Raw genomic sequence first — 21,964 nt, 5'->3', positions numbered from 1 at the left:
ATACTATATATTAAAATTAAAAACTTTGCTGGTCTGCTGAAGGCCCATAGCTTCCCGGCAAAGGAATATTGTTCAGTCTGTAATATACTCCCAGTTGCGCTCTGTGATGCGTGATCTGGTTTAATGCATGACGGATTGCTCCGTACTTACTCCAGCTTGCCAGTTCATGGCCGTCATTTTTAATCGTCCAGCTGGGGTTCAGATCCTCTTCTGTGCTGTTTTCTAATGCTTTTTTGCCTGCCTGATAATCTTCTTCCAGCTTTTTCAGAAGATCTTCTTTTGTAGAAAGAACGGTAGGTTTGTAGTCTCCTTTTCCAAAATCAAGTTCAGAAGTATTTAAAATGGTGTTCGGCCATTCAAAAACTTCTACAAGATGAGTGGCAAGTGGCATCATCTTCATGCTTTTTTCATGGGGAGCAAAGTCGTTTTTACCTTCAGGGAATCGTTCAATAAATTTTTTTGTGGTTTGGAATTCTCCCTCCAGTTCGGATTTTAATTGAGATAAGGTATCCATAATATTTTGTTTTTTAGAAACTTAAAGGTAAGCGTTTTAAAAATGAAACTGTTTTAAGAGAATCATAATTTTTTAATCTGTAAAGACTTGAAAGCAAAGAATACTTTTCCTGAAAATAAAATTTGAAAAAAACTGTAACAAAAGAAGAGATATCATTACTAATTATATAAACTTGCTACAATGAAAAAGTTATTCTCCGTATTTCTTATCGCTCTATTTGCTTTTGCAGGAGCTCAGGAGTCAAAGGAAACCGCGAATCGTTTCTTTTATGAACTGACTTTTAAGCCGAAGAAAGATTCAGCGAAGCTGGATAAGGTGATTACCATTTTGGATATTACTCCTAAAAAATCTATCTACCAGGATTATACAATGCCTGCCCAGGATTCAATTATTAAAGTTCAGGTAGAAGAGATGGAAAAAACCAAATCCTTTAAGGATATGAGTAAAATGATAAGATGGCCTAAGTTTTCATACAAGATTCTTAAAAACTATCCGGAAATGAAAGTGCAATATGTAGATAAGATTAGTAGAAACTTTTTCTCTTATGATGATGATGTGAAATTGCAGTGGAATATTTTACCAGAAAAACAAAAAATAGGAACTTATAATACACAAAAAGCTACCACTGAATTTGGAGGAAGAACATGGACGGCATGGTTCAGCTCAGATATTCCTTTTCAGGATGGACCTTATAAATTTTATGGACTGCCAGGTTTGATTGTAAAAATTGAAGACGCGGATAAAAATTATTCATGGCTGTTAAGTGGGAATAAAAAAATAGAAAACTACGATGAAGTGTCTTATGCAGATAAGATTAATGCAAAGATGGGAATGTCTAGTAATACGGTAACTCCAACTACAAAAGAAAAATTCAAGAAGTCATTTGATGCCTTTAAAGCAGATCCATTTGCTGAATCTCGTCCCTATATGACTGCTGAGACGATGAGCAAACCAATGCCCGGAACAGATGGAACCATTGGTGATTTTATGAAAAGGATGGAAAAACAGGTGAAAGATTTCTTCGGATCCAATGACAACCCAATAGAAAAAGAACAGGCTTCTGACAAGAAGAAAAAATAAGCTTCATATCAACTAAATTATATTTTGAATCAACCCAGATACAGCAATGTATTTGGGTTGATTTCTTTTTATTAGATAAATTCTATACTTGATTCGTAGAAATTTTTAAATTTTTTCAAAAAATATTTGATTTTGTTTTTTTATTCTCATATGTTTGTTAAAACTAATTTAAAAATTATACCATGAAAAAAACTTTTGTCGCAGTTTTAGTGACAACATCTGCCCTATTGTTTGCAAAAACAGAATCTCCAAAAACAGAGAATCCAAAAAATGCAACAGAAACTGTTTTAGTCGCTAAGAAGACTATCGAAAATACAGATCAACTACAAAAACCTATTACATTATCCACCACCGCAAGAAAGAAGGAATTGACTACAGCAGAAAAATGTGCTATTGAACTTGCTGTAGGTCCTATAATTGCCGGACCTCCTGTTCATTGCTTTCAGCTTGGTGCAGAAGGAATTTCTTAATAAGATTTACCATCAACCCAAATACATTGCGTGTCTGGGCTGATTTCTTTTTTTTTGTTAAAAACTAATTTAAAATATTATACCATGAAAAAAATTATTATTGCATCATTATTGATGACATCAGCAGTTGCATTTGCAAAAACAGAATCTCCAAATAAAATTGAGGAGCCGAAAAATACCACAGAAACTGTTTTAGTTGCTAAGAAGACTATCGAAAATACAAATCAACTACAAAAGCCTATTGCATTATCTACAACGGCAAAAGAGAGGGAATTGACTAATGAAGAAAAATGTATTATTGAACTTGCTTTAGGGCCTATTTTCGTAGGACCTGCTGTTCATTGCTTCCAGCTTGAGTCAGAAGGAGTTTCATAATAAGATTTACCATCAACCCAAACACATTGCGCGTCTGGGTTGATTTCTTTTTTGATAAAAACTAATTTAAAATAACTATACCATGAAAAAAATTATTATTGCATCATTATTGATGACATCAGCCGTTGCATTTGCAAAAACAGAAGAACCAAAAGCAAATACAATCGAAACCCCAAAAACGGAAACAGTTCTTATAGCTAAAAAGAATTTTAAGGATGAAAAAGGGGTAATAAAAATGGCAACAGCAAAAAGATTGAATCCTTTCCAACAATGTGTTTTCAACAATTCAATATCTATTTCTTTAATGTACATATCCATGGGAATACCTACTGAAGATGGTTTTGTAGAGGCAGCAGCAACAGCCAGTTGTATAGCTAGTTTTGGAGGTCTATAACTAAATAGTAAAAAAAATTATAAGGTTCAGGAAGTTTTCTTTCTGAACCTTGTTATTTAGATTAAATTTAAATAGCGTATATTTGCAGGACTAAAAATTAGGCTTTGAAAGAGAAAGGATTACATAAATTAAGTGGATTCCCTAAAAACAAAATGGGGAAGATATTGGGGTATGATAACGACCATCTTAAAATGCCCAATAAAATTATTGAAATGGGGCTTCTTCCGGAAACCTCTTTCAGAATTTTGTATCAGGCACCATTCAATGGGCCTATGTATGTGGAGTTTGGAGCAGAAAAAAGCCGGATTGCTCTTCGTGAGGAAGAAGGAGATTACATCATTGTTGAAGAATTGAATTAATGCAGGAAAACAAGAAAAAACAGATACTTTTAGTCGGAAATCCTAATGTAGGAAAGTCAACGGTTTTTAATACACTTTGCAACAAAAAGCAGAAAACCGGAAACTATGCCGGCGTTACCGTGGCTAGTCATTCGGGGAACTATACGTATAAAAATGAAGAAGTGGAAGTCATTGATCTTCCAGGTTCTTACAGCGTTTACCCAAGCTCAGAAGATGAAGCTATTTTTTCCAAATACCTTATCGACGAGCAGAAAAACTACGCAGGAGTTGTTTATATTCTTGAAGCATTAAGTTTAAAAAGAGGATTGCTTCTATTTCAGCAGATTCAGGATCTTGGCATTCCAATGATTCTGATTGTCAATCAGATTGACCAGGCAGAAAGAAGAGGAATCACCATAGATATTCAAAAATTTTCCGAAGCATTAGGAATTCGGATTATTCAGACCAACGCCAAAGAGCAGATTGGAATTGATACCGTGAGAGAAGCTGTTTACAACAATGAATTTGTAAAAACAAATACAGTTTCTTTTGAAACCCCCAACGAACACAGAGATTTTATTCAGAAACTGGCAGCACATAAAGGTTTTGATAATGAATATAAAGCCTGGATGAGCCTTTCACTAGGAACAGATCTTGGAAGAATAAGCTCAGTAATGGAACAGCTCAATGAATCTGATTCTAAAAGCTTGGTTCCGAAAAGATTACAGGTTCAGGAAACCGTAAGAAGATATCAGAATGTAGACAAAATACTGGCTGATGTTATTTCTAAAAAAGCTCAGTTCAAAGAATTACTGACCGAAAAACTGGATAAAGTTTTAGTCCATAAATTCTGGGGTTATGTAGTTTTTTTGCTCATCCTGCTGGTTATTTTCCAAAGCGTTTTCTTCCTTGCGGAATATCCTATGAACTGGATCGAAGAAACATTTTCCTGGCTTGCTGCATTTACAAACGAACATCTTCCGGAAGGACCAATTAATTCACTGATTTCTAACGGAATTGTTCCGGGAATTGGCGGAATTGTAGTTTTTGCTCCACAGATCGGAATCCTGTTGTATTTCCTTTACCTGTTAGAAGATTCAGGATATATGGCAAGAGTCGTATTCCTGATGGACAGATTACTTCGTCCGTTCGGGCTTAACGGGAAAAGCATTGTTCCGCTTGTATCAGGTACAGCCTGCGCTATTCCTGCTGTGATTTCTACAAGAAATATTGAAAACGTAAAAGAAAGACTGCTTACCATACTGGTAACCCCATTTATGACATGTTCTGCAAGACTTCCGGTATACAGTATTATCATCGGACTGATTATCTCAGAAGGAACATTTTTAGGAATAAAATATAAGGCGCTGGTCTTGATGGGAATGTACCTTCTTGGCTTCTTAGTCGCTTTATTCTCAGCAGCAATCCTTAAAAGATTTATTAAAAGTAAAGGAAAAACGTACCTTGTCATGGACCTTCCCGCTTATAAAAAACCACTTTTCGGATATGACTTTAAAATGGTTCTGGGAAAAGTATGGGATTTCATTACCGGAGCAGGAAAAATAATTTTCATCGTAAGTATCATCATCTGGTTTCTGAGTTACTTTGGACCAAGCCAGAAAACCAATGAATTTGTAGCTACAGATGTTCACCTTGACCATTCTTACCTTGCGAAAATGGGTAAAGGAATAGAACCCGTGATTGCTCCGCTTGGCTACGACTGGAAAATGGGAGTGGGAATTCTTACCAGCTTCGTCGCAAGAGAAGTTTTCGTAGGAACAATGTCTACACTTTACAGTTTGGAAGATGATGCTCCCGAAGTAAAAGTAATTGATAAAATGAGAAGAGATGTGAAACCCAACGGAGAAAAAGTCTTCAGTTTTGCTACCGGAATTTCAGTTCTTCTTTTCTATGCATTTGCAATGCAGTGTGTTTCTACACTTGCAGTAGTCTACAGAGAAACCAAAAGTTGGAAATGGACCTGCTTTCAGGTGGTCATGATGACAGGTTTGGCATATTTTGTGTCGATGATAGCATATCAGATTTTAAAGTAATGGATTCATCATTAATCATTCAGTACGTACTTATTGTATTAATTGTAGCATTCGCTTGTTACTCTTTATTTAAAGTACTTAAAAAGAATTTTGCACCTAAAAAATTCAGCTCCAAAAGAACCAACTGCGATAAAGATTGCGGCTGTTCTTAATACCGGGTTGATCGGATAATTGAAAAAAATGTAGTAATTTCATTTTTCTAATGTAAATTATTCGGTTTGAATTTTTTTAAGACAGGATTATTCCTATTATTTTCTTTATCAGCCTTTCAGGTAAAAGCACAGGCAGATACCGCAAATACCAAGTCTTATGCAGACCAGGTAATGATTCGTGTGAATCTTGATACCAATATCGAGAACTATGTTTTTTCTGCAGGAGAAGGTAAGGACGCATTCGAGATGGACTTGTCAATCAACAATAAAACCAAAACATCCTTTTCAGTCGATTATAGAATAATAAGTGCAACAGTATCATTTGCCCCCAGATTTTTAGATGGAAATAATGATGACGAAATGAAAGGGAAAAGCTCCTATACTGATTTAAGCTTCAGGTTTTTTCCGGGAAGATTCATACAGAATGTTTATTATAAAAATGTGAAAGGCTTCTATGTAGAAAACATGAAAGACCTGTGGCCTGAATGGCAGGAAGGAAGAGATCCATACATTCAGTTCCCGGATTTAAGAGTACAAACCTTCGGTGGATCCACTTCCTATATTCTCAATAAAAATTTTTCAGCAAGAAGTATTTATACACAGGGAGAATGGCAGTATAAAAGCAGCGGAAGCTGGGTGCCATTTCTGGATTATGACCTTACTGTTTTCAGAAACACAATTGATGGACTGAAAAGCAAAGAAACTCAATATAATATTGGTGGAAACATAGGGTATTTCTATAATTGGGTCATTGGAAAGAATGTCAACATCTCACCTTACCTTGCTATTGGAATCGGAGGAAAATTTTCCAGTTACAGAGATTTTGATAACGGAGGAGTAAAAGAAAATGCCCAGTATGCAACCATAAGAATGCAGGGTGGGCTTCATATAGGATACAATACTGACCGGTTTTTATTTGGAGGAAAAATGAATTTTAAGACCTATGCTTATGATCAGAAAAATAATCAGACAGTAGAAAATAATAATCTCTATGGATTGTTATATATAGGGTATCGTTTTGCACCGCCGAAAGTTGTAAAAAATACCTATGATAAAGTCCAAAAAAAGATTCCGGTTCTATAAGTTGAAGGCTCTTTTAAGTATCTTTGCGTTGGAAAATTTAGAAAGAACAAAATAAAAGTAAAAAAACATCATGTCATTAATAAAATCTATTTCCGGAATTCGCGGAACCATTGGTGGAAAAGTAAATGATAACTTAACACCGCTGGATGTGGTAAAATTCGCTTCCGCATTCGGAACTTGGCTTCAAAATAATAAAAACAAAAAAGACCTTACTCTTATCATCGGAAGAGATGCCAGAATTTCTGGTCAGATGGTTTCTTCTCTGGTAACGGCCACATTGCAGGGATTGGGGATTAATGTAGTAGATCTTGGACTTTCTACAACGCCAACAGTGGAAATAATGGTTCCTGAGCTGAATGCAGACGGAGGAATTATCCTTACCGCTTCCCATAATCCAAAACAATGGAATGCCCTTAAATTATTAAACGAAAAAGGAGAATTCATCACTGGTGAAAACGGTGCGGAAGTACTGGCTTTGGCAGAAAGTGAAGATTTCAACTATGCAGAAGTTGACGATCTTGGAAAATACGAAACAAGAGATGATGCTTTTGATATCCATATTCAGCAGATCCTGGATTTACCAATGGTAGATGTGGAAGCCATCAGAGCAAAAAACTTTAAAGTGGTTCTGGATGCGGTAAACTCTACAGGAGGAATTGCAATTCCTATGCTTTTGGATAAACTAGGCTGTGAAACAGTCAAATTATACTGTGAGCCTACAGGACACTTCCCACACAATCCTGAACCCTTGAAAGAACATTTGGGAGACATCTGCGAATTGGTGAAAAAAGAAAACGCTGATTTGGGAGTTGTCGTAGATCCGGATGTAGACAGACTGGCACTGATTGACGAAAAAGGAGAAATGTTCGGCGAAGAGTATACATTGGTTGCTGTTGCAGATTACCTGTTGAAATACCAGAATGGGGTGGCAATCTCTAACCTTTCTTCAAGCCGTGCTCTGAGAGATGTAGCACATACCCACAACTCAGAATACTTTGCCAGTGCAGTAGGAGAAGTAAATGTAGTAACTCTGATGAAAGAGAAAAATGCTGTCATCGGAGGAGAAGGAAACGGAGGAATTATCTATCCTGAATTGCATTACGGAAGAGATTCTTTGGTAGGCGTAGCTCTATTTTTAACGCATTTAGCCAAAGAAAACAAAACAGTTTCTGAACTAAGAGCAGGATATCCAAGCTATTTCATGGGGAAAAAGAAAATAGAACTGACTCCGGAGATTGATGTAGATGCTATCTTAAGCAAAATGGAACAGGAATATCAGAATGAAGAAGTTTCCACTGTAGATGGCGTTAAAATAGACTTTGAAAACAATTGGGTTCACCTTAGAAAATCCAATACAGAACCCATCATCAGAATTTATACGGAAGCTCACTCTCAGGAAGAAGCTGATCAGTTAGGTGATGATATCATTGCTAAAATTAAGAGTTTAATCTAAAAATATTTGAAGAACGGACAATGAGTCCGTTCTTTTTTTATCAGGAATGTTTGAACATATCAAAAACAGATTTCCCTTTCCTAAAGAAAAGTGGAGAAAATTTCTGGGCAGCTTTGAACGAATGGAAGTCCCGGCTAAAACTTTGCTTTTAAAAGAAGGAGAGGTTTCCTACAATGCCTATTACATTGAAAAAGGTATGGTAAGAGCCTGGTATAATAATGACGGAAAAGACGTAACATTTCAGTTTTTCCTTGAAAATACAATGTTTTCATCCCTTGAAAGTTTTAAAAAAGGCTTGCCAAGTATGGTTTCATTTGAAACGATAGAACCCTGTATTTTATATAAAATCAATAAGCCCGATGTAGAAGCTTTTCTGGAAGAAGTGTATGAAAATCGTGAGCTCAGAAATCTCTTTATGGATGCCCTTTTTGAAAGAGTATTTGATTATATGAAGCATTTCTTTTCCTTCATTAAAGATACACCCCAGCAGCGGTACATCAATCTTGCTAAAACCAAACCTGAAATTATCAAAAGAGTTCCGCAGCATTATATTGCCTCCTATCTTGGGATTACAACGGTGCATCTCAGCAGAATCAAAAGCAAAATATTGAAAGAGAGACTGGGATAGGCTGGAAGATGGAAGCCAGAAGTTTAAAAAGAAACTGTATAAATTCTGACTCATCTTAAAGGCAACGTTCGCAAAGAATAATATGTATTGTTGAAAATGTTCGCAAAGGCGTTTCACTCAGCGATTATAACCGTTCTTTGCTAAACGAAGTGCCTTTGCGCCCAAATAATGCATAATATTGTGTCACCTGGCGCTCTCTGCGTTTCAAATATATTTCGGGTTTTATAAACGCCCGGCTTGCCTCCTTCCTTTCCCGAACAAATTCCTAAACTCATAACAAATGTTATCGCTCTGCGGCATTCATCCTCAATAATTTTGCTTAAAAATTAAAAAGAATGAAAGCAGCAGTAGTATTTGAAAAAGGAAGCATTCCTCAATACGCAGATTTTCCGGCACCTGAAATTATGAATGAAAATGAAATTCTGGTTTCAGTAAAAGCCGCGTCTATTAAAAATCTTGACAGAGCCAGAGCTGGAGGAAATCATTATTCCACAGAAAATCAGGAACATCAACCCACTATTATCGGGACAGATGGAGTAGGATATCTGGAAAATGGAAATAAAGTTTATTTCTTCAGTAAAAAAGGAACGGTAGCTGAAAAAGCTGTAGCAGATAAAAAAATGATCATTCCAATTCCTGAACAACTGGACTTTTCTGTAGCCGCCGCACTGCCAAATGCCGTTATGGGATCTGCAATGGCCTTAAAGTTTAAAGCCGGAATACAAAAAGGAAATACCGTTCTGATTAACGGAGCAACCGGAATTACAGGCAGAATTGCTGTTCAGATCGCCAGATTATATAATGCCGGTAAAATCATTGTTACAGGAAGAAATGAAGAATCTCTGCAGTCTTTACGTGAGCTGGGAGCTGATGAAGTTGTTTCACTCCAATTAGCAGATCATGATTTTAAACAAAAAATAAAAGAAATTCATGAAGAAACTCCTATTGATATTGTTTTGGATTATATCTGGGGACATTCTATAGAAATGATATTGTCCGCTTTTAAAGGAGACGGAACCTTTTCTCATAAAACCAAACTGGTAACCATAGGAGGAATGAGCGGAGATACCATCCAGCTGTCTTCACAGATCCTCAGAGGAACAGATATTCAGATCTCAGGATCCGGATTGGGAAGCTGGACAAAAGAAGAATCAGCCCTTCTGTTTTCAGAAATTATTCCTGAAATGTTTCAGGCAGTTGTAGACGGAAAGATTAAAATGGAAACACAGGACGTTGATATTAAAAATATCGAAACTATATGGAATGCTGAGATACAAAGCGGAAAACGTCTTGTAATAAGAATTTAACCCCAATTTCCGTTTTTTTATCCACAATCCTTTTATTGGTTTTCTTTTTTTACTATTTTTATAATAGAAATTAATGAAATGGAAAATTCAAAAAAAAGTTGCAACTTTGCATAAATATTTGAATATCAGTTTCAGATGTATTATTAACTAATCGTTTGCCGAGGTTTGTAAGCAAATTCAGACATCAGGCCGACAAAGAGGACACTATTGGAAGAGTATTTTGGAAATGAACTTGTAAAAAAGTTCGAGGAAATGATGGAAAACAATGACGAATTCTACTTCGATACAGAAGAGTTAGAAGACATTATTGTTTATTATTTGGAGCTTGGTGATTTTAATTACGCTGACATGGCTGTTAATTATGGACTAAAGCTTCACCCTAATTCGTTGGATATTAAGATCAAAAGACTTGAGATCCTTCTGGAGTGGGAAGAGTATAATACGGCGAAAGAACTTATCGATGAATTGAAAGGTGCCTCTATGGAAAGCACTGACTTTTTGGTTTGTTATGCCAAGTATTATTCGAACCTAGGAAATCCCAGAAAATCCATTGAAATCTGTAAAAAAGCTTTGACATTAGAGGAAGAAGAAAACTTTCTCCACAACTTTATTGCGGATGAATATGTGAATCTCGGAGATCCTTTTAACGCTCTTAAACATTATAGAAAAGCACTGAAAGAAGATCCGTTGGATGAATATTCACTGGAAAACTGTATGGTGTGTTTCAGTGATTTGAATAAGAGCGAGGAGGCTATTGCCTTTCTTAATGAATATTTAGATGAATTCTCTTATTCCGAAACCGCATGGTTTGAATACGGACAATTCTATTTCAACAGAAAAAATTATGATGAAGCGATAAGAGGCTACGATTATTTGTTGGCAATCAACTCAAACTCTGTAGGAGTATATGCCAATAAAGCAGCCTGTTATGAAGCTTTGGGACAATACCAAAAAGCAATTGAGACCTATGAAGAAATGCTGGAACTGGAATACACAAAAGCATTTACTTTTTATAAAATCGGATTGTGTAATAAAGCATTAAAACAGCCTATTATAGCGTTAAATGCATTTCAGAAATCATTAAGAGAAGACCCTCAGTTTTATCTTGCAATGATGGAACAGTCTTATCTTTACGAAGAAATGGGCGGAATGTCTGAAGCATTGTATTATGCCAAAGAAGCTACCCAGCTGAATGAAAACAATCTTGATTATCAAAAAAGACTGGCTTTCCTGTTCATTGATTCAGGGAAGTTTGAAGAAAGTCTTACCTGTCTTAAAAAGCTTGTGGATGCAGAACCATCAAGATTCTACAACTGGTATGCCTATTCAGAAGTTTTGATGTTGGTAGGAGAATATGAAGATGCGGTAACCGTTCTGAATAAAGCGTTAAAAAATCACCACAGAGCAGAACTGTTTTATCAGTTAAGCAATTGCTTTTTTAACCTGAAAGACCAGGATAAGGGAATGGAAGCTCTTCAGAAAGCATTAGATTTGGATCCGTCTTTAGTTAAGGATATGCAGAAAAAATATCCTTTCATTAAAGATGAGGTGAAAAAAGCTAAAGCAAGTAGAGTGAGAAAAAAGAATTAAATTAATTTAAAAACAATAAAACCTGCATTTTTGCAGGTTTTTTTATTGAAAGTTATATTCATAGAAAAATTTATCCGGAGCATTTCCGTTTGCATTTCCATTCATATCAAGAGACTGCCTGCTTTCTTCAGACGGATAGCCTGCAGCATTAAAAGTGGTTGTATACTTATGAGCAGTAGTTCCGGTTGTTGCTCCTCCTCCGGTATTGGTGAATTGCCCTTTATAGGTGCTTAAGCTGTTCTTTATATTCGAAAATAGCATGCTTACGCCATCGATCTCATTTCCGTTAAATATGATTTTGTCGAAACCCTTTACATTTTTAAAAGGATAGTTTTTATCCGTATAAGTGTAGGTTTCATTCTCTGTGTAATTAACCGTATTGCCATTTACTGTTCCGGTTCCTGAACCTATATTGCTTACCATATTTCCATTGCTGTAAGTAAGTATACTGTTGATCGTGGATGAACCGGCAGTTCCTGAAGTTGTCTGTTTTTTTACACTGATTTCTGTATTGCTTGTGTAGGTATAAGCAAATGCGACTGTATTCTGTACTGTACCTGTAGTAGAATATTCCTTAGTAACAGCAGACGCCATACGTCCGTTATTATAGCCGTATTCAACCGTACTTTCAAGAATATTATTTTCGTAATGTTTAATACCGGTGACATAGTCGTCCGTATAGGTGAATTCAATTCTTTGCCCATGATTAATATTGTTAATCATACTGATGATTTTAGTTCCGTTGTAATTGATTTTCATTACAATGCCATCCATCGTCATTCTCGTAGGAAGAATTACGCTTTGAGCAGATGGATCGCTGTTGTCAAAAGGAGTGTCATCAGAATTATAGCATGAAATGGTAGATAAGGCCAATAAGCCAAAAAATAGATTTTTTTTCATAGTTATAAATTAAATCAGCCAAATATAATTTAATTTATAATGTAATTTTATTTTTTTTGATTTGTTCTCAAAAAGATCAGTCCTCCAATGATAATTCCTGCTCCTATAAATTGTAAATACGTTAGTTTTTCGCCATCTAAAATTCCCCAGATAATAGCAACAATAGGCATTACTAAAGTAACTGTGGAGGCAAAAAGAGGAGAAGAAACTTTCAGCAAACGATAATTCATGGTCATTGCCAGACCTGTTCCGAAGATCGATAAGAGGCTGACAAACATTAGCCCCAGCAGATTATCCTTCGAAAAGCTAAATTCCGAAAAGAATCCAGTGGAGGTCAGGGCTATAATGGAGGGGAATAATAACACAAATGAGAACACAAAAGCCGATAAAACAGTAGACGAAACTTCCATAAGCTTCGATTTTACCGTTGTTGTACTCAGTGCATAACATAAAGTGGCCAATAATAACAACAGAATGGGAACCATTTTCAAATCTCCGCTGTCACCACCTCCAAATGCAAGAATGCAGACTCCGGTGAAGCTTATTAACGTTCCTATAATCTGCTTTTTTGTCGTTTCGAATTTCCATACCAGTGCACCTACAATAATGACGAAAATAGGCATCATTGAATTGATAATCCCTGCAATACTGCTGCTTACTTCAGTTTCTGCAATCGGAAACAAAAACATAGGAATAAAATTCCCTGTAAAAGCTGCTAAAATTAGCCACTTCAGATGTTTTTTAGGAAAGAGCTTATAATTGGAAATAGCAACAGGAAGCAAAATAATCCCTGCAATAAGAACCCTTAAAGATCCTACCTGATACGGATTAAAATGTTCCAGTGATTTTTTAATTAAAATAAAGGATGATCCCCAGATAATACTCAGGATAACCAGAAGAACCCATTTTTCTTTATCTGCGTTCATTATTTTCGTGTAAGATTTTTAGAAATTCTTTTTTAGGAATCATTTTTGCTCCTAAACTTTCAAGATGTTCTGTATGCGACTGACAGTCAATTAATTCTATCTTGTCTTTATTGTTTTCTACGAAGTGGATAAATCCAGCTTTGGATGCATTGCTTACTTTTGCAAACATGCTTTCGCCACAAAAGACATTCCCAATCTGTAATCCGTAAAAGCCGCCTACAAGCTCTCCTTCCTGCCACACTTCAATACTTTTGGCCAGGCCATATTCGTGAAGCTTGATAAAAGAATTCATCAGTTCTTCGGAAAGCCATGTTCCTGACTGTCCTTTGCGGGTCGCCTGCTGACAGTTTCTGATCACTTCTCTGAAACTCTGATTCTCTGAGAAAGTAAAAACATTTCTGTTCAGGATCTTTCTCATTGATTTTGAAACCTTTAATTCTTCGGGAACCAGAACAAATCTCGGATCAGGGCACCACCAGAGGATTTCTTCTCCGGGATTGTACCAGGGAAAAATACCCAGTTGATAAGCAAACCAAATGCGTTCTACAGATAGGTCGCCTCCAAAAGCAACCACCCCTTCATGACCCTCATACAGCTCAGGGTCAGGAAATGAAATCTCGTTTTCGTCTAATCGGACCATTTTTAGAAAAAAAATCCCACTTCAAAAAGCAGGATTTATATTTGATCTTTATTCTTTAATTAAAAAGGTAAATCATCATCATCGTCTCCGGCAAAAGGATTCTCGTTAGAAACGGGAGATGCTGATTGTTGAGGCGTTGCCTGAGTAGGTTCTGAAGCGTTTTCAAAAACTTTCTCTACTCTCCAGCCTGTAATAGAGTTGAAGTATTTAGTTTCACCTTGAGGAGAAACCCATTCTCTCCCTCTGATGTTGATTCCTACTTTTACGTTTTCTCCTTCTTTAAGGTTATCTAATAAACTGATTTTATCAGATAAAAATTCTATGTTTATCGGCTGTGGATACTGTTCTTGGGTCAAAATAACCATTTCTCTTTTTTGAAACCCGCTCGCAAATGTTTGAGCATCAAAAAGTTTCTTTACCGTTCCTTGTAATTCCATATTGTAAATATTAACGATGTAAAAATAAGAAAATGAAATGTAATAAAAGGTGAGGTGAAAAAAAAATATGGAAAATTTAATTTTTTTTCCTGAAAAGTTTGGTAGTAAAGGAAATTGTCCTATATTTGCACTCACAAAAACGAAGCAAGCTCTTTAAAACTTACAGTATAAAAAAAACCAGCGGATGTGGTGTAATTGGTAGCCACGCCAGACTTAGGATCTGGTGCCGTGAGGCGTGGGGGTTCGAGTCCCTTCATCCGCACTATGCGAAAATAGCTCAGCTGGTAGAGCACAACCTTGCCAAGGTTGGGGTCGCGGGTTCGAATCCCGTTTTTCGCTCCACACCATGCCCTGGTGGTGGAACTGGTAGACACGCAGGACTTAAAATCCTGTGTCCGCAAGGACGTACGGGTTCAAGTCCCGTCTGGGGTACAAGACCCTCTGTAATATCTTACGGAGGGTTTTTTGTTTTAATTAGAGAGTGTTCTTTAAATAAAATATTTTATATTTGTAAGAAATAAGGTTGAATCTGAAATTCAGATCAGCAAAAATCAGCGGATGTGGTGTAATTGGTAGCCACGCCAGACTTAGGATCTGGTGCCGTGAGGCGTGGGGGTTCGAGTCCCTTCATCCGCACTATGCGAAAAGGCTCTTCACAGAGTCACAGAAAAGGTTGGAACCCTTGGTTCGGATCTTTTTTTTTTGCCCACACCATGCCCTGGTGGTGGAACTGGTAGACACGCAGGACTTAAAATCCTGTGTCCGCAAGGACGTACGGGTTCAAGTCCCGTCTGGGGTACAAGTCCCTCTGTAATTTATTACGGAGGGATTTTTGTTTCTGTTAATCACTTAAAAAATACCAGGAAATCCATAGATATTCGGTTCCACTATATAAAATAGATATTTTTAAATCATAGTCAAATTAGTTTGTTTCCATTAATATAGTCATCGTTTCAAAATGAAGCCCTATTCAATTTAAATTTTAATACGTCAAGTTCTGTCGCTTTCCGCATTGATATTTGTAATAATAAAACACAAATATGAAATTTAATAACAATGTTTCAGACGGATATCTGTATCGTATATTTCCTTAAGAATGAGACTTAAATTTTAAGGAACTCTTGACAAAATTTAAATCCGTCCCTGAACCTTGTTTAGATTTTCATGCTGAATTTTTATTAACCTAAAATTTTAAGCAATGAATTATGACAATTATTTTAACGATTTTGACGACTTAGATGAAACGAGTAAAAGAACCCTGCAGTCTTTATCAAATCATTTGCTGTCCACTGAATCTTTTTTTAGCAAAACATTAAAACAACCCACAGATTTACAAAAAGAAACCTCTTTACCAGCTTCGTCTCCAGCTTCAGACATTACAGACTGGCAGACGGATGAATATATCAATCTGGAACTTTTGGTTTCAAAAATTAAGTATGCCAACAGTGGTATGAAAGATTATATTCTGGAATATAATCCGATTGACTATCATTCTAATACCCCAAACAAAAGTCTTTCTCTTCCGGGCAGAAATTTCATCAGACTGAAAGCTTATCTGAACTCAAAAGTAGAAAATGTCCCAGTAAAATGGAACCAGACCCAAATAACCCAGGAAATAGACGTTGGCAACGAGAAAATCTATTACAGGATCAATTTTTTCTATGGTCAAAGCGCCGAAAAAGCAATTATTTTGGAAACCTGTTCTTATCAGGAATTCAGAGATTTAAATATCGTATTAGGCTATGGTGATATTGATAACTATGATGATGATTATAAATACTTTCTGAAAAACTTCGCACATGCGATCAAAAAGCATGAAAATTCTAAATCTCTGAAATTCATCTACGAAAACATTCCTGAAACTATTTTGTCTGGACTTTCTAAGCATATTGACAATCTGACGTTTTTTAATCATCTTGAAATCCTTTCAAATGGTGATGATTCGGATATTTTCAAAGACAGCAGTTCGGCAGTGATACAGATTTTCAAAGCCATTGGAGATCCGGTTCCTGTTCTTAAGTACTTCCGAGAAAATCCGGATAAACTGAACAGGATCTATTACAATTTAGACGGGAGCACGGAGTATGATGGTAAGATGCAAACCAACCGGATGATTCTGGCTAATATCATGATGCTGTTTTCAATGTTTGCCAACAATGACAAGCGGAAAAAAGAAGCCAGATCCTTTACCATTGGAAAAGGCTATACAATAAACAGTGATATTCTGGAAATGGGCATTTTCCAGGGCAGTAATGATCAGTACAGGGATACTTTTTTCTTACAGCAACAAAAAGAGGTACAGCGAAATGTAAAAATTGTCCCGAAAGAAGGAGATCCCAATGCAACAGAGACCGTAAAGGAAGATCTGGATGAAGGAGCACAATTTCATCCTTTAGATATGGTGTATCTTACAGATATCAGCGGAGAAAAGGAAGAAGTATATCTGGTGCCTGCTATTTATCTGAAAGCACTGGCAGACGCAGAAGAATGGGCGGTTGTGCAGCAGAATATCCGTATTGCAGCCAATCTCCTGGCTGTTGTAATTGGTGTTGCTACATTGGCTACGACCGGAAACCCTTATTTTATTCTACTGGCAGCCGCCGATATCTCTTTGGCGGGAGCTGACCTTACCGTACAGGCGTTTAAAGAAGAAATTGCTACATATGAAAGAGGAGCAGAATTTCTGGCAGTGTGGGAAGAGATTTATATGGTGGGAGGTATTGCATTGGCGGGCTTAACTGTTGTAGGCGGTTTTTATAGCGGAGCAGCCAAACTGATCGCAAAAATGGCAGACGGTAGTGCAAAGAATTACCTTAAAACTTTAGTACTAAAAGCAACTCTGGAAACCAATATTACCAACTTCCAAAAGAATACGATAAAAGTATTGGAACCCAAGGAAATTTTTCATGGCGCGGAATACAGAGCCCTTGGTAATACCATGGCTGAAAATGGGGTAGTTTTCTTATATGGACAAAGAGAGGGGAAATTTTTAAATGCTTATGCTCTTGTGTACAAAGGCGAAGTGATTGAAGAGTTTACCAAAGCAGAAATGCATATGTTCTACAAAAAATGGCGTAATTTACAGGGAGAAAAGTTAATAGAAGAGCTGGAGCATTTGGGAGGGCATGTGCCGCCAGGTTTTTCTATTGTAGAAACAACAGTTGAAGCAGAGGTAAAAGCATTTATAGAAGGGAAAAAACAATTTTCAAATACTATAATTGAAAACCCTTTTGAAAAAATGAAAGAAGCAATGCCATATTTTAACCATGAGTCATTAGGTAGTGCTGTAGTTCAAGTTCATAAAACAAATTGTGGGAATGTAGTAGAATCTGTAATTAATTTTTTGAGAAAGGGAGAATTACAATTAGCAAAAAGATCAGGTTATCAGTCATTTGAAAAGATTGTACCTAAATTTGGGGGAGGCCATTTTCAGCCCATTAGCCCATTGGGTAGACTAAAGGAATTGATGAAAGAAGGAGAAATAGTTGTTATTTATGGTGTGCATGATGTAAAAAATGTAAGGGGCTCAAGAGGAGTAATAGGACAGTCAACTGAAGGTCATTATTTTGTTGGAATGAAAAAAGGAGGAGAGTTACATCTATTTGATGGTCAAACAGGTGAATATGTAATCTTTGCTTTAAAAGATTATAATTTTGCAAAATTCATTGAAAGTAAATATAATAAAGCTTATGCATCTGAGAAAGAAGGTGGCTTTAAATATTTAATAGTAAGATAATAACAAATTAGAAAAAAAAATTTATGTTAACAGATAAAGAAATGCTGCAAATAGCAGAACGCTACTTAAAAAGATTAGGAGAACTGGGGGGAGAAAGTATTGAAGTAATGATACGTTTAGATGATATAATTAAAAAGACTTATGGTAATATTTATCGTTATAATTCTAAAGAATATCTTTTAACAGGAGACTTTAATAAATCTTTAATAGGTAATGCTCCATTTTTAGTGGAAAAAAAAGACGGAAGGGTAGTTACTTTTGGTACGGCAGCAAGATTAGAAGATTATATAAGATCCTATGAAAATGGTACTATGACTCCAAGTTTAGACCTTTACTGGTATCCGGACGAAGATAGATTTGATTACAAATAAAATGAAAATAAAAACAGCAGTGCAATTACTGCTGTTTTTTATTATTTTTAATACTTCAAAATCACAAAATTGAAAAAAATGATTTTAACAGACAAAGAAATGCTAGCTATAGCAGAACGTTATTTACAAAGATTAGGAAAGAGAGGAAAACATATTGAAGTTATGATATATATAGATGATGTTATAAAAAAATCTTATGGTAACATTTATTTTTATAATTCAAAAGAATATATATTAACCGGAAATTTTAATAAATCATTGGTAGGGAATGCACCCTTTCTCGTAGAAAAAAAAACAGGGAGAGTGGTTGGTTTCTGTACTGCAGGAAGGTTAGAAGATTATATAACATCTTATGAAAATGGAACATTACCAACAGCTTTAGACACATATTGGTATCCTGATGAAGATCGGTTTGATTACAAATAAAAATAATAAAAAACAGCAGTAATTTCACTGCTGTTTTTATTATTTTCAACAACTTAAAAACAACAACACAAAATTGAAAAAATGATGTTAACAGATAAGGAAATGTTAGAAGTAGCAGAATATTTTTTAAATAGAATGGTAAAAAAAGGTATTGAGACAATGATATATACTGATGCTATTATTAAAAAACCGTATGGTAATATTTACCGCTACAATACCAAAGAATTCATTTTAACAGGCGATTTTAATAAATCTTTGGCGGGGGGTGGACCTTTTTTAGTTGAAAAAGAAACAGGAAGAGTGGTTAGTTTGGGCACCATGTCCAGCTTAGGAGATCGTATAAAAGCTTATGAAAATGGAACATTATCAACAGCTTTAGATACTTATTGGTATCCAGATGAAGATCGGTTTGATTACAAATAATAAAAAAAAATGAAGTGTCATTTAGTGCATTTATTTCTTGCGAACTTAATTAAACTATCCCTTACTTTCCAGCCTCTCCAATCTCTCAAAGATGCCTCTAAATATATTTTGTTCAGCCATTGAAATGTATCCAACAATCTTATAATATTCCTGAGTATTTCTGTTTAGTGTTTGATTATCAATTGTATACTGAAGGTTTCCATTGGTATGAACTAATAAATTGTTGAAGGGCTCTGTATGTATATCAGCCTTATTTAAAAATAAAACATCACCGTATTGATAGTGGGCCAGCAGTTGTTTTTCAAGAGTGAATTCATATATGAGATCAACGGATGCTAATATTTTTTGCAGTATTGAGGAGTTGGGATTATTTTTCTCTGTTTTTGTCTGCTCTTCTTTGTTATTCAGGATCTCTGATTCCGGAAAAAGCATAAGCTGATCCGTGTCAGAAACACTTACTAATTGCCCTGCCTGTAAAGATTCAGTCAGTAATTGATCAAGAGTAAGGTTAAAATGATGGGCAACTTTTAATATTGTTTCAATCTTAGGTTCGGCACGGCCTTCTTCATAAGAGCTTATCACACCTCTGTTCAGATCAAGAAGGTCTGCAAATGCTTTTTGGCTTATTCCTTTTACCTGTCTTATTTTCTTAATATTCGTTCCAAAGAAGCTCATTTTGTCTAATACTTTTTGCAAAGATAAAACAGAGAATACAATTTTAGCTAAATATATTTGCATATTGGATCCGGAACGTAAAAATCTGTACCCGTAATATTGTTTAGTTCTGTATCTGTATCCAAAATTAAATACTCCATAATTTTGTTTAGCTAAAGAAGAAAATATGGAAACAACCATTCAACAGCAGAAGCCGTTTCAATATGCTGAAGCGTATATCTCAGATATGGGGATGCTTAAAACTATTTTTCTGGAGATCCAGAATGTGAAAAAAGCAGATCAGAATTTCGGACTTCCTTTTCTTTTGGCTAAAAACGGAAATATAGTAGTTGCTTTTGCCAGCCTTATCATTAATGAAAAAAATGAAATCTCTTTCAAAGTTTATGATAAAAACAAAATGCCAGAAGTAGAGAAAAGAAACTTTTTTTCCCGTGCTGAAAGATATTTAAAAAATAATAATACGCCGAATTTCAAAGATCCGGAACAGTTAAAAAGCAGTATCAGCAGTGTGATTAGCTGGCTGAATCCTGAATAAAGCAGGATAAAATTGTACATTTACTTAAAACCCTGATTCAATGCCTAAAGATGTTCTGTACCTTAAAATAGCCAATTCTGTCACAGAGCAGATTAAAAGTGAAACCCTGCAGTTTGGAGACAGGCTGCCTTCACTGAGAAGTGCCCAGAAATTATACAACGTGAGCCTGAATACAATAAAGCAAGCGTATATGGAGCTGGAAAGCCGTTCTCTTGTAGAATCGCGTCCGAAATACGGATATTATGTAAGCCAGACTTCCCAAAGAAAACTGGCATTGCCTTCTGTAGCACAGATGAAGGTTTCGGAAGGTAAAAATACCCCTCAGGATCTTATTGATAAAGTATTTGGGAGCATCGGGGGTACAGATGTTACGCAGTTCGCTCTTGGAATTCCGGGGAAAAGTCTCCTTCCGGTTGCCAAAATGAAGAAATGTATGATTGATGTGATGAAAAGGAAGAGTGACAGCGGAACCAATTATGAACCTGTGCAGGGAAGCGAAATTCTGCGTAGAGAAATCGCCAAATGGTCTATGGTAATGGAAGGGAAAATTACAGAAGATGATCTGGTCATTACTTCCGGAGCGATGAATGCCGTTTATAACTGCTTAATGGCAGTGACCAAGCCGGGAGATTCTGTGGCGGTGGAAAGTCCTGTATATTTCGGAATTCTTCAGGCCATTCAGTTATTGGGGCTTAAAGCTGTAGAAATTCCTACGCATCCCATTACAGGAGTGGATCTTGATGCTTTAAAAAAGGTACTTCCGAAGCTCTCTGCATGTTGTTTTGTAGTGAATTATAACAATCCGTTAGGGTTTCAAATGCCTGATGAGAACAAAAAAGAACTGGTGAAAATGCTTACCGAGTACAATGTTCCTTTGGTGGAAGATGATGTGTACGGAAACATTTACTTCGGAGCGGGAAGACCAAAGCCGTGTAAGTTTTATGATGAAGCAGGAATTGTAATGTGGGTAGGTTCGGTTTCCAAAACACTGGCTCCGGGTTTTAGGGTAGGATGGGTGGCTCCGGGAAAATTTAAGGAAAAAATTATCCGTCAGAAATTGGTTCAGACGGTGAGCGGACCTTCTTTGTTTTCAGATGTGATTGCGGATTTCCTTGCCCACGGACGGTATGATCATCATTTGAGAATGTTCAGAAAAAAACTATATGCGAACTACCTTCAGATCCAGAAGTCGGTGATTGAGTATTTTCCTGATAATACAAAGATTTCAGAACCCAAAGGAGGCTTTATGCTTTGGCTGGAACTTGATAAGAGAATTTGTACAGAAGATCTTTATGATATCGCTGTCAGCCAAAAAGTGAACTTTGCTCCGGGAAGAATGTTTTCACAATATAATCAGTATCAGAACTGTATGCGGCTGAACTATGCTCTGGAATGGACTGATAGGGTGGAAAGCGACCTGGAGAAGTTGGGAAAAATGATAAAAAACAGAATTTAAT

23 protein-coding genes and 5 tRNA genes are annotated in these 21,964 nt (G+C 36.1%); 22 read left to right on the top strand and 6 right to left on the bottom strand.

Translation table 11 applies throughout. From position 1 onward, the window contains the following. Window positions 1-16 precede the first annotated feature (16 nt). Window positions 17-514 carry a DinB family protein gene (locus ACWPWS_RS21335; protein ID WP_105682888.1) on the bottom strand — a complete coding sequence of 166 codons (498 nt, stop codon included), beginning with the start codon at window positions 512-514 and terminating at the stop codon, window positions 17-19. Between the two features lie 180 nt (window positions 515-694). Here ACWPWS_RS21335 and ACWPWS_RS21330 point away from each other — a divergent pair, with 180 nt between their 5' ends. From ACWPWS_RS21330 to ACWPWS_RS21280, 11 genes are all read left to right on the top strand, one after another. Further along, window positions 695-1,594: a GLPGLI family protein gene (locus ACWPWS_RS21330; RefSeq protein WP_105682887.1), complete on the top strand. Its 900-nt coding sequence runs from the start codon at window positions 695-697 to the stop codon at window positions 1,592-1,594. Window positions 1,595-1,776: 182 nt separating this feature from the next. After that, window positions 1,777-2,064, top strand: a complete 288-nt coding sequence (locus tag ACWPWS_RS21325) for a hypothetical protein (protein WP_209786555.1) — start codon at window positions 1,777-1,779, stop codon at window positions 2,062-2,064. An 84-nt stretch (window positions 2,065-2,148) separates the two neighbouring features. Beyond that, a complete protein-coding gene (locus ACWPWS_RS21320; RefSeq protein ID WP_209786556.1) occupies window positions 2,149-2,439 on the top strand; it encodes a hypothetical protein in 291 nt (96 codons plus the stop codon). An 82-nt stretch (window positions 2,440-2,521) separates the two neighbouring features. After that, entirely contained in the window at window positions 2,522-2,833 is a 312-nt protein-coding gene (locus ACWPWS_RS21315; protein ID WP_454047830.1) for a hypothetical protein, read from the top strand. Between the two features lie 104 nt (window positions 2,834-2,937). Then, on the top strand, window positions 2,938-3,192 hold the full coding sequence (locus ACWPWS_RS21310) for a FeoA family protein (protein ID WP_105682883.1): 255 nt from the start codon (window positions 2,938-2,940) through the stop codon (window positions 3,190-3,192). After that, on the top strand, window positions 3,192-5,225 hold the full coding sequence (feoB, locus tag ACWPWS_RS21305; protein WP_454047829.1) for a ferrous iron transport protein B: 2,034 nt from the start codon (window positions 3,192-3,194) through the stop codon (window positions 5,223-5,225). Before ACWPWS_RS21310 ends, feoB begins: the two co-directional genes overlap by 1 nt. Window positions 5,226-5,443: 218 nt before the next feature. Then, the gene (locus ACWPWS_RS21300; protein ID WP_454047828.1) at window positions 5,444-6,460 is read left to right on the top strand and encodes a DUF4421 family protein; all 1,017 of its coding nucleotides are present in this window, start codon (window positions 5,444-5,446) and stop codon (window positions 6,458-6,460) included. A 70-nt stretch (window positions 6,461-6,530) separates the two neighbouring features. After that, a complete protein-coding gene (gene glmM, locus ACWPWS_RS21295) occupies window positions 6,531-7,913 on the top strand; it encodes a phosphoglucosamine mutase (protein ID WP_454047827.1) in 1,383 nt (460 codons plus the stop codon). A gap of 46 nt (window positions 7,914-7,959) precedes the next feature. After that, complete coding sequence (locus ACWPWS_RS21290; protein ID WP_309511881.1) at window positions 7,960-8,541, top strand: Crp/Fnr family transcriptional regulator; 582 nt, start codon at window positions 7,960-7,962, stop codon at window positions 8,539-8,541. A 335-nt stretch (window positions 8,542-8,876) separates the two neighbouring features. Continuing rightward, a complete protein-coding gene (locus ACWPWS_RS21285; RefSeq protein ID WP_454047826.1) occupies window positions 8,877-9,848 on the top strand; it encodes a quinone oxidoreductase family protein in 972 nt (323 codons plus the stop codon). Window positions 9,849-10,055: 207 nt separating this feature from the next. Then, window positions 10,056-11,438 (top strand): tetratricopeptide repeat protein, encoded by a 1,383-nt coding sequence (locus ACWPWS_RS21280; RefSeq protein WP_209786563.1) that lies wholly within the window; start codon window positions 10,056-10,058, stop codon window positions 11,436-11,438. A 42-nt stretch (window positions 11,439-11,480) separates the two neighbouring features. Here the strand turns inward: ACWPWS_RS21280 and ACWPWS_RS21275 are convergent, their stop codons facing one another. The 4 genes from ACWPWS_RS21275 to ACWPWS_RS21260 are packed head-to-tail and all read right to left on the bottom strand — an operon-like array spanning window position 11,481 to window position 14,341. Continuing rightward, entirely contained in the window at window positions 11,481-12,338 is an 858-nt protein-coding gene (locus ACWPWS_RS21275) for a hypothetical protein (RefSeq protein ID WP_454047825.1), read from the bottom strand. Between the two features lie 47 nt (window positions 12,339-12,385). After that, window positions 12,386-13,264: a DMT family transporter gene (locus tag ACWPWS_RS21270; protein ID WP_454047824.1), complete on the bottom strand. Its 879-nt coding sequence runs from the start codon at window positions 13,262-13,264 to the stop codon at window positions 12,386-12,388. Then, a complete protein-coding gene (aat, locus tag ACWPWS_RS21265; protein ID WP_309511883.1) occupies window positions 13,251-13,904 on the bottom strand; it encodes a leucyl/phenylalanyl-tRNA--protein transferase in 654 nt (217 codons plus the stop codon). The genes ACWPWS_RS21270 and aat overlap by 14 nt, the downstream gene beginning before the upstream one ends. A 59-nt stretch (window positions 13,905-13,963) precedes the next feature. Then, the gene (locus ACWPWS_RS21260; protein ID WP_454047823.1) at window positions 13,964-14,341 is read right to left on the bottom strand and encodes a DUF3127 domain-containing protein; all 378 of its coding nucleotides are present in this window, start codon (window positions 14,339-14,341) and stop codon (window positions 13,964-13,966) included. Between the two features lie 180 nt (window positions 14,342-14,521). On the opposite strand from ACWPWS_RS21260, the gene ACWPWS_RS21255 reads away from it, so the two are divergent. The 9 genes from ACWPWS_RS21255 (at window position 14,522) to ACWPWS_RS21215 (ending at window position 19,297) form a co-directional block, all read left to right on the top strand. Continuing rightward, window positions 14,522-14,603 (top strand) — tRNA-Leu (locus ACWPWS_RS21255). A 4-nt stretch (window positions 14,604-14,607) separates the two neighbouring features. After that, window positions 14,608-14,683, top strand: a tRNA-Gly gene (locus ACWPWS_RS21250). Window positions 14,684-14,689: 6 nt separating this feature from the next. Continuing rightward, window positions 14,690-14,773 (top strand) — tRNA-Leu (locus ACWPWS_RS21245). Between the two features lie 122 nt (window positions 14,774-14,895). Continuing rightward, window positions 14,896-14,977, top strand: a tRNA-Leu gene (locus tag ACWPWS_RS21240). Between the two features lie 79 nt (window positions 14,978-15,056). Further along, window positions 15,057-15,140 (top strand) — tRNA-Leu (locus tag ACWPWS_RS21235). A gap of 399 nt (window positions 15,141-15,539) precedes the next feature. After that, window positions 15,540-18,077 (top strand): hypothetical protein, encoded by a 2,538-nt coding sequence (locus ACWPWS_RS21230; RefSeq protein WP_454047822.1) that lies wholly within the window; start codon window positions 15,540-15,542, stop codon window positions 18,075-18,077. 23 nt (window positions 18,078-18,100) lie between these two features. Next, on the top strand, window positions 18,101-18,448 hold the full coding sequence (locus ACWPWS_RS21225; RefSeq protein WP_454047821.1) for a YrhB domain-containing protein: 348 nt from the start codon (window positions 18,101-18,103) through the stop codon (window positions 18,446-18,448). A gap of 78 nt (window positions 18,449-18,526) precedes the next feature. Next, window positions 18,527-18,874 carry a YrhB domain-containing protein gene (locus tag ACWPWS_RS21220; protein ID WP_454047820.1) on the top strand — a complete coding sequence of 116 codons (348 nt, stop codon included), beginning with the start codon at window positions 18,527-18,529 and terminating at the stop codon, window positions 18,872-18,874. A gap of 81 nt (window positions 18,875-18,955) precedes the next feature. Then, the gene (locus ACWPWS_RS21215) at window positions 18,956-19,297 is read left to right on the top strand and encodes a hypothetical protein (RefSeq protein WP_454047819.1); all 342 of its coding nucleotides are present in this window, start codon (window positions 18,956-18,958) and stop codon (window positions 19,295-19,297) included. 54 nt (window positions 19,298-19,351) lie between these two features. Here ACWPWS_RS21215 and ACWPWS_RS21210 read toward each other — a convergent pair whose 3' ends face one another. Continuing rightward, a complete protein-coding gene (locus tag ACWPWS_RS21210) occupies window positions 19,352-20,035 on the bottom strand; it encodes a helix-turn-helix domain-containing protein (protein ID WP_454047818.1) in 684 nt (227 codons plus the stop codon). Window positions 20,036-20,138: 103 nt separating this feature from the next. On the opposite strand from ACWPWS_RS21210, the gene ACWPWS_RS21205 reads away from it, so the two are divergent. Together ACWPWS_RS21205 and ACWPWS_RS21200 are read left to right on the top strand one after the other, a co-directional pair. Further along, window positions 20,139-20,507 carry a hypothetical protein gene (locus ACWPWS_RS21205; protein ID WP_209786568.1) on the top strand — a complete coding sequence of 123 codons (369 nt, stop codon included), beginning with the start codon at window positions 20,139-20,141 and terminating at the stop codon, window positions 20,505-20,507. Window positions 20,508-20,547: 40 nt separating this feature from the next. Continuing rightward, window positions 20,548-21,963 carry an aminotransferase-like domain-containing protein gene (locus ACWPWS_RS21200; RefSeq protein ID WP_209786569.1) on the top strand — a complete coding sequence of 472 codons (1,416 nt, stop codon included), beginning with the start codon at window positions 20,548-20,550 and terminating at the stop codon, window positions 21,961-21,963. The last annotated feature ends 1 nt before the right edge of the window (window position 21,964 follow it).

The sequence above is a fragment of the Chryseobacterium sp. Marseille-Q8038 genome (genome assembly GCF_965111995.1).
The sequence above is the reverse complement of the archived record's forward strand: the minus strand, read 5'-3'. Positions and strand labels throughout refer to the sequence as shown.

Bases quoted from the DNA above. Each gene is read 5' to 3' on its own strand.
- ACWPWS_RS21335 (WP_105682888.1), bottom strand. From the start codon at position 514: ATGGATACCTTATCTCAATTAAAATCCGAACTGGAGGGAGAATTCCAA.
- aat (WP_309511883.1), bottom strand. From the start codon at position 13,904: ATGGTCCGATTAGACGAAAACGAGATTTCATTTCCTGACCCTGAGCTG.
- ACWPWS_RS21270 (WP_454047824.1), bottom strand. From the start codon at position 13,264: ATGAACGCAGATAAAGAAAAATGGGTTCTTCTGGTTATCCTGAGTATT.
- ACWPWS_RS21275 (WP_454047825.1), bottom strand. From the start codon at position 12,338: ATGAAAAAAAATCTATTTTTTGGCTTATTGGCCTTATCTACCATTTCA.
- ACWPWS_RS21320 (WP_209786556.1), top strand. From the start codon at position 2,149: ATGAAAAAAATTATTATTGCATCATTATTGATGACATCAGCAGTTGCA.
- ACWPWS_RS21290 (WP_309511881.1), top strand. From the start codon at position 7,960: ATGTTTGAACATATCAAAAACAGATTTCCCTTTCCTAAAGAAAAGTGG.
- ACWPWS_RS21225 (WP_454047821.1), top strand. From the start codon at position 18,101: ATGTTAACAGATAAAGAAATGCTGCAAATAGCAGAACGCTACTTAAAA.
- feoB (WP_454047829.1), top strand. From the start codon at position 3,192: ATGCAGGAAAACAAGAAAAAACAGATACTTTTAGTCGGAAATCCTAAT.
- ACWPWS_RS21325 (WP_209786555.1), top strand. From the start codon at position 1,777: ATGAAAAAAACTTTTGTCGCAGTTTTAGTGACAACATCTGCCCTATTG.
- ACWPWS_RS21200 (WP_209786569.1), top strand. From the start codon at position 20,548: ATGCCTAAAGATGTTCTGTACCTTAAAATAGCCAATTCTGTCACAGAG.
- ACWPWS_RS21285 (WP_454047826.1), top strand. From the start codon at position 8,877: ATGAAAGCAGCAGTAGTATTTGAAAAAGGAAGCATTCCTCAATACGCA.
- ACWPWS_RS21215 (WP_454047819.1), top strand. From the start codon at position 18,956: ATGATGTTAACAGATAAGGAAATGTTAGAAGTAGCAGAATATTTTTTA.
- ACWPWS_RS21315 (WP_454047830.1), top strand. From the start codon at position 2,522: ATGAAAAAAATTATTATTGCATCATTATTGATGACATCAGCCGTTGCA.
- ACWPWS_RS21330 (WP_105682887.1), top strand. From the start codon at position 695: ATGAAAAAGTTATTCTCCGTATTTCTTATCGCTCTATTTGCTTTTGCA.
- glmM (WP_454047827.1), top strand. From the start codon at position 6,531: ATGTCATTAATAAAATCTATTTCCGGAATTCGCGGAACCATTGGTGGA.
- ACWPWS_RS21205 (WP_209786568.1), top strand. From the start codon at position 20,139: ATGGAAACAACCATTCAACAGCAGAAGCCGTTTCAATATGCTGAAGCG.
- ACWPWS_RS21260 (WP_454047823.1), bottom strand. From the start codon at position 14,341: ATGGAATTACAAGGAACGGTAAAGAAACTTTTTGATGCTCAAACATTT.
- ACWPWS_RS21230 (WP_454047822.1), top strand. From the start codon at position 15,540: ATGAATTATGACAATTATTTTAACGATTTTGACGACTTAGATGAAACG.
- ACWPWS_RS21210 (WP_454047818.1), bottom strand. From the start codon at position 20,035: ATGCAAATATATTTAGCTAAAATTGTATTCTCTGTTTTATCTTTGCAA.
- ACWPWS_RS21220 (WP_454047820.1), top strand. From the start codon at position 18,527: ATGATTTTAACAGACAAAGAAATGCTAGCTATAGCAGAACGTTATTTA.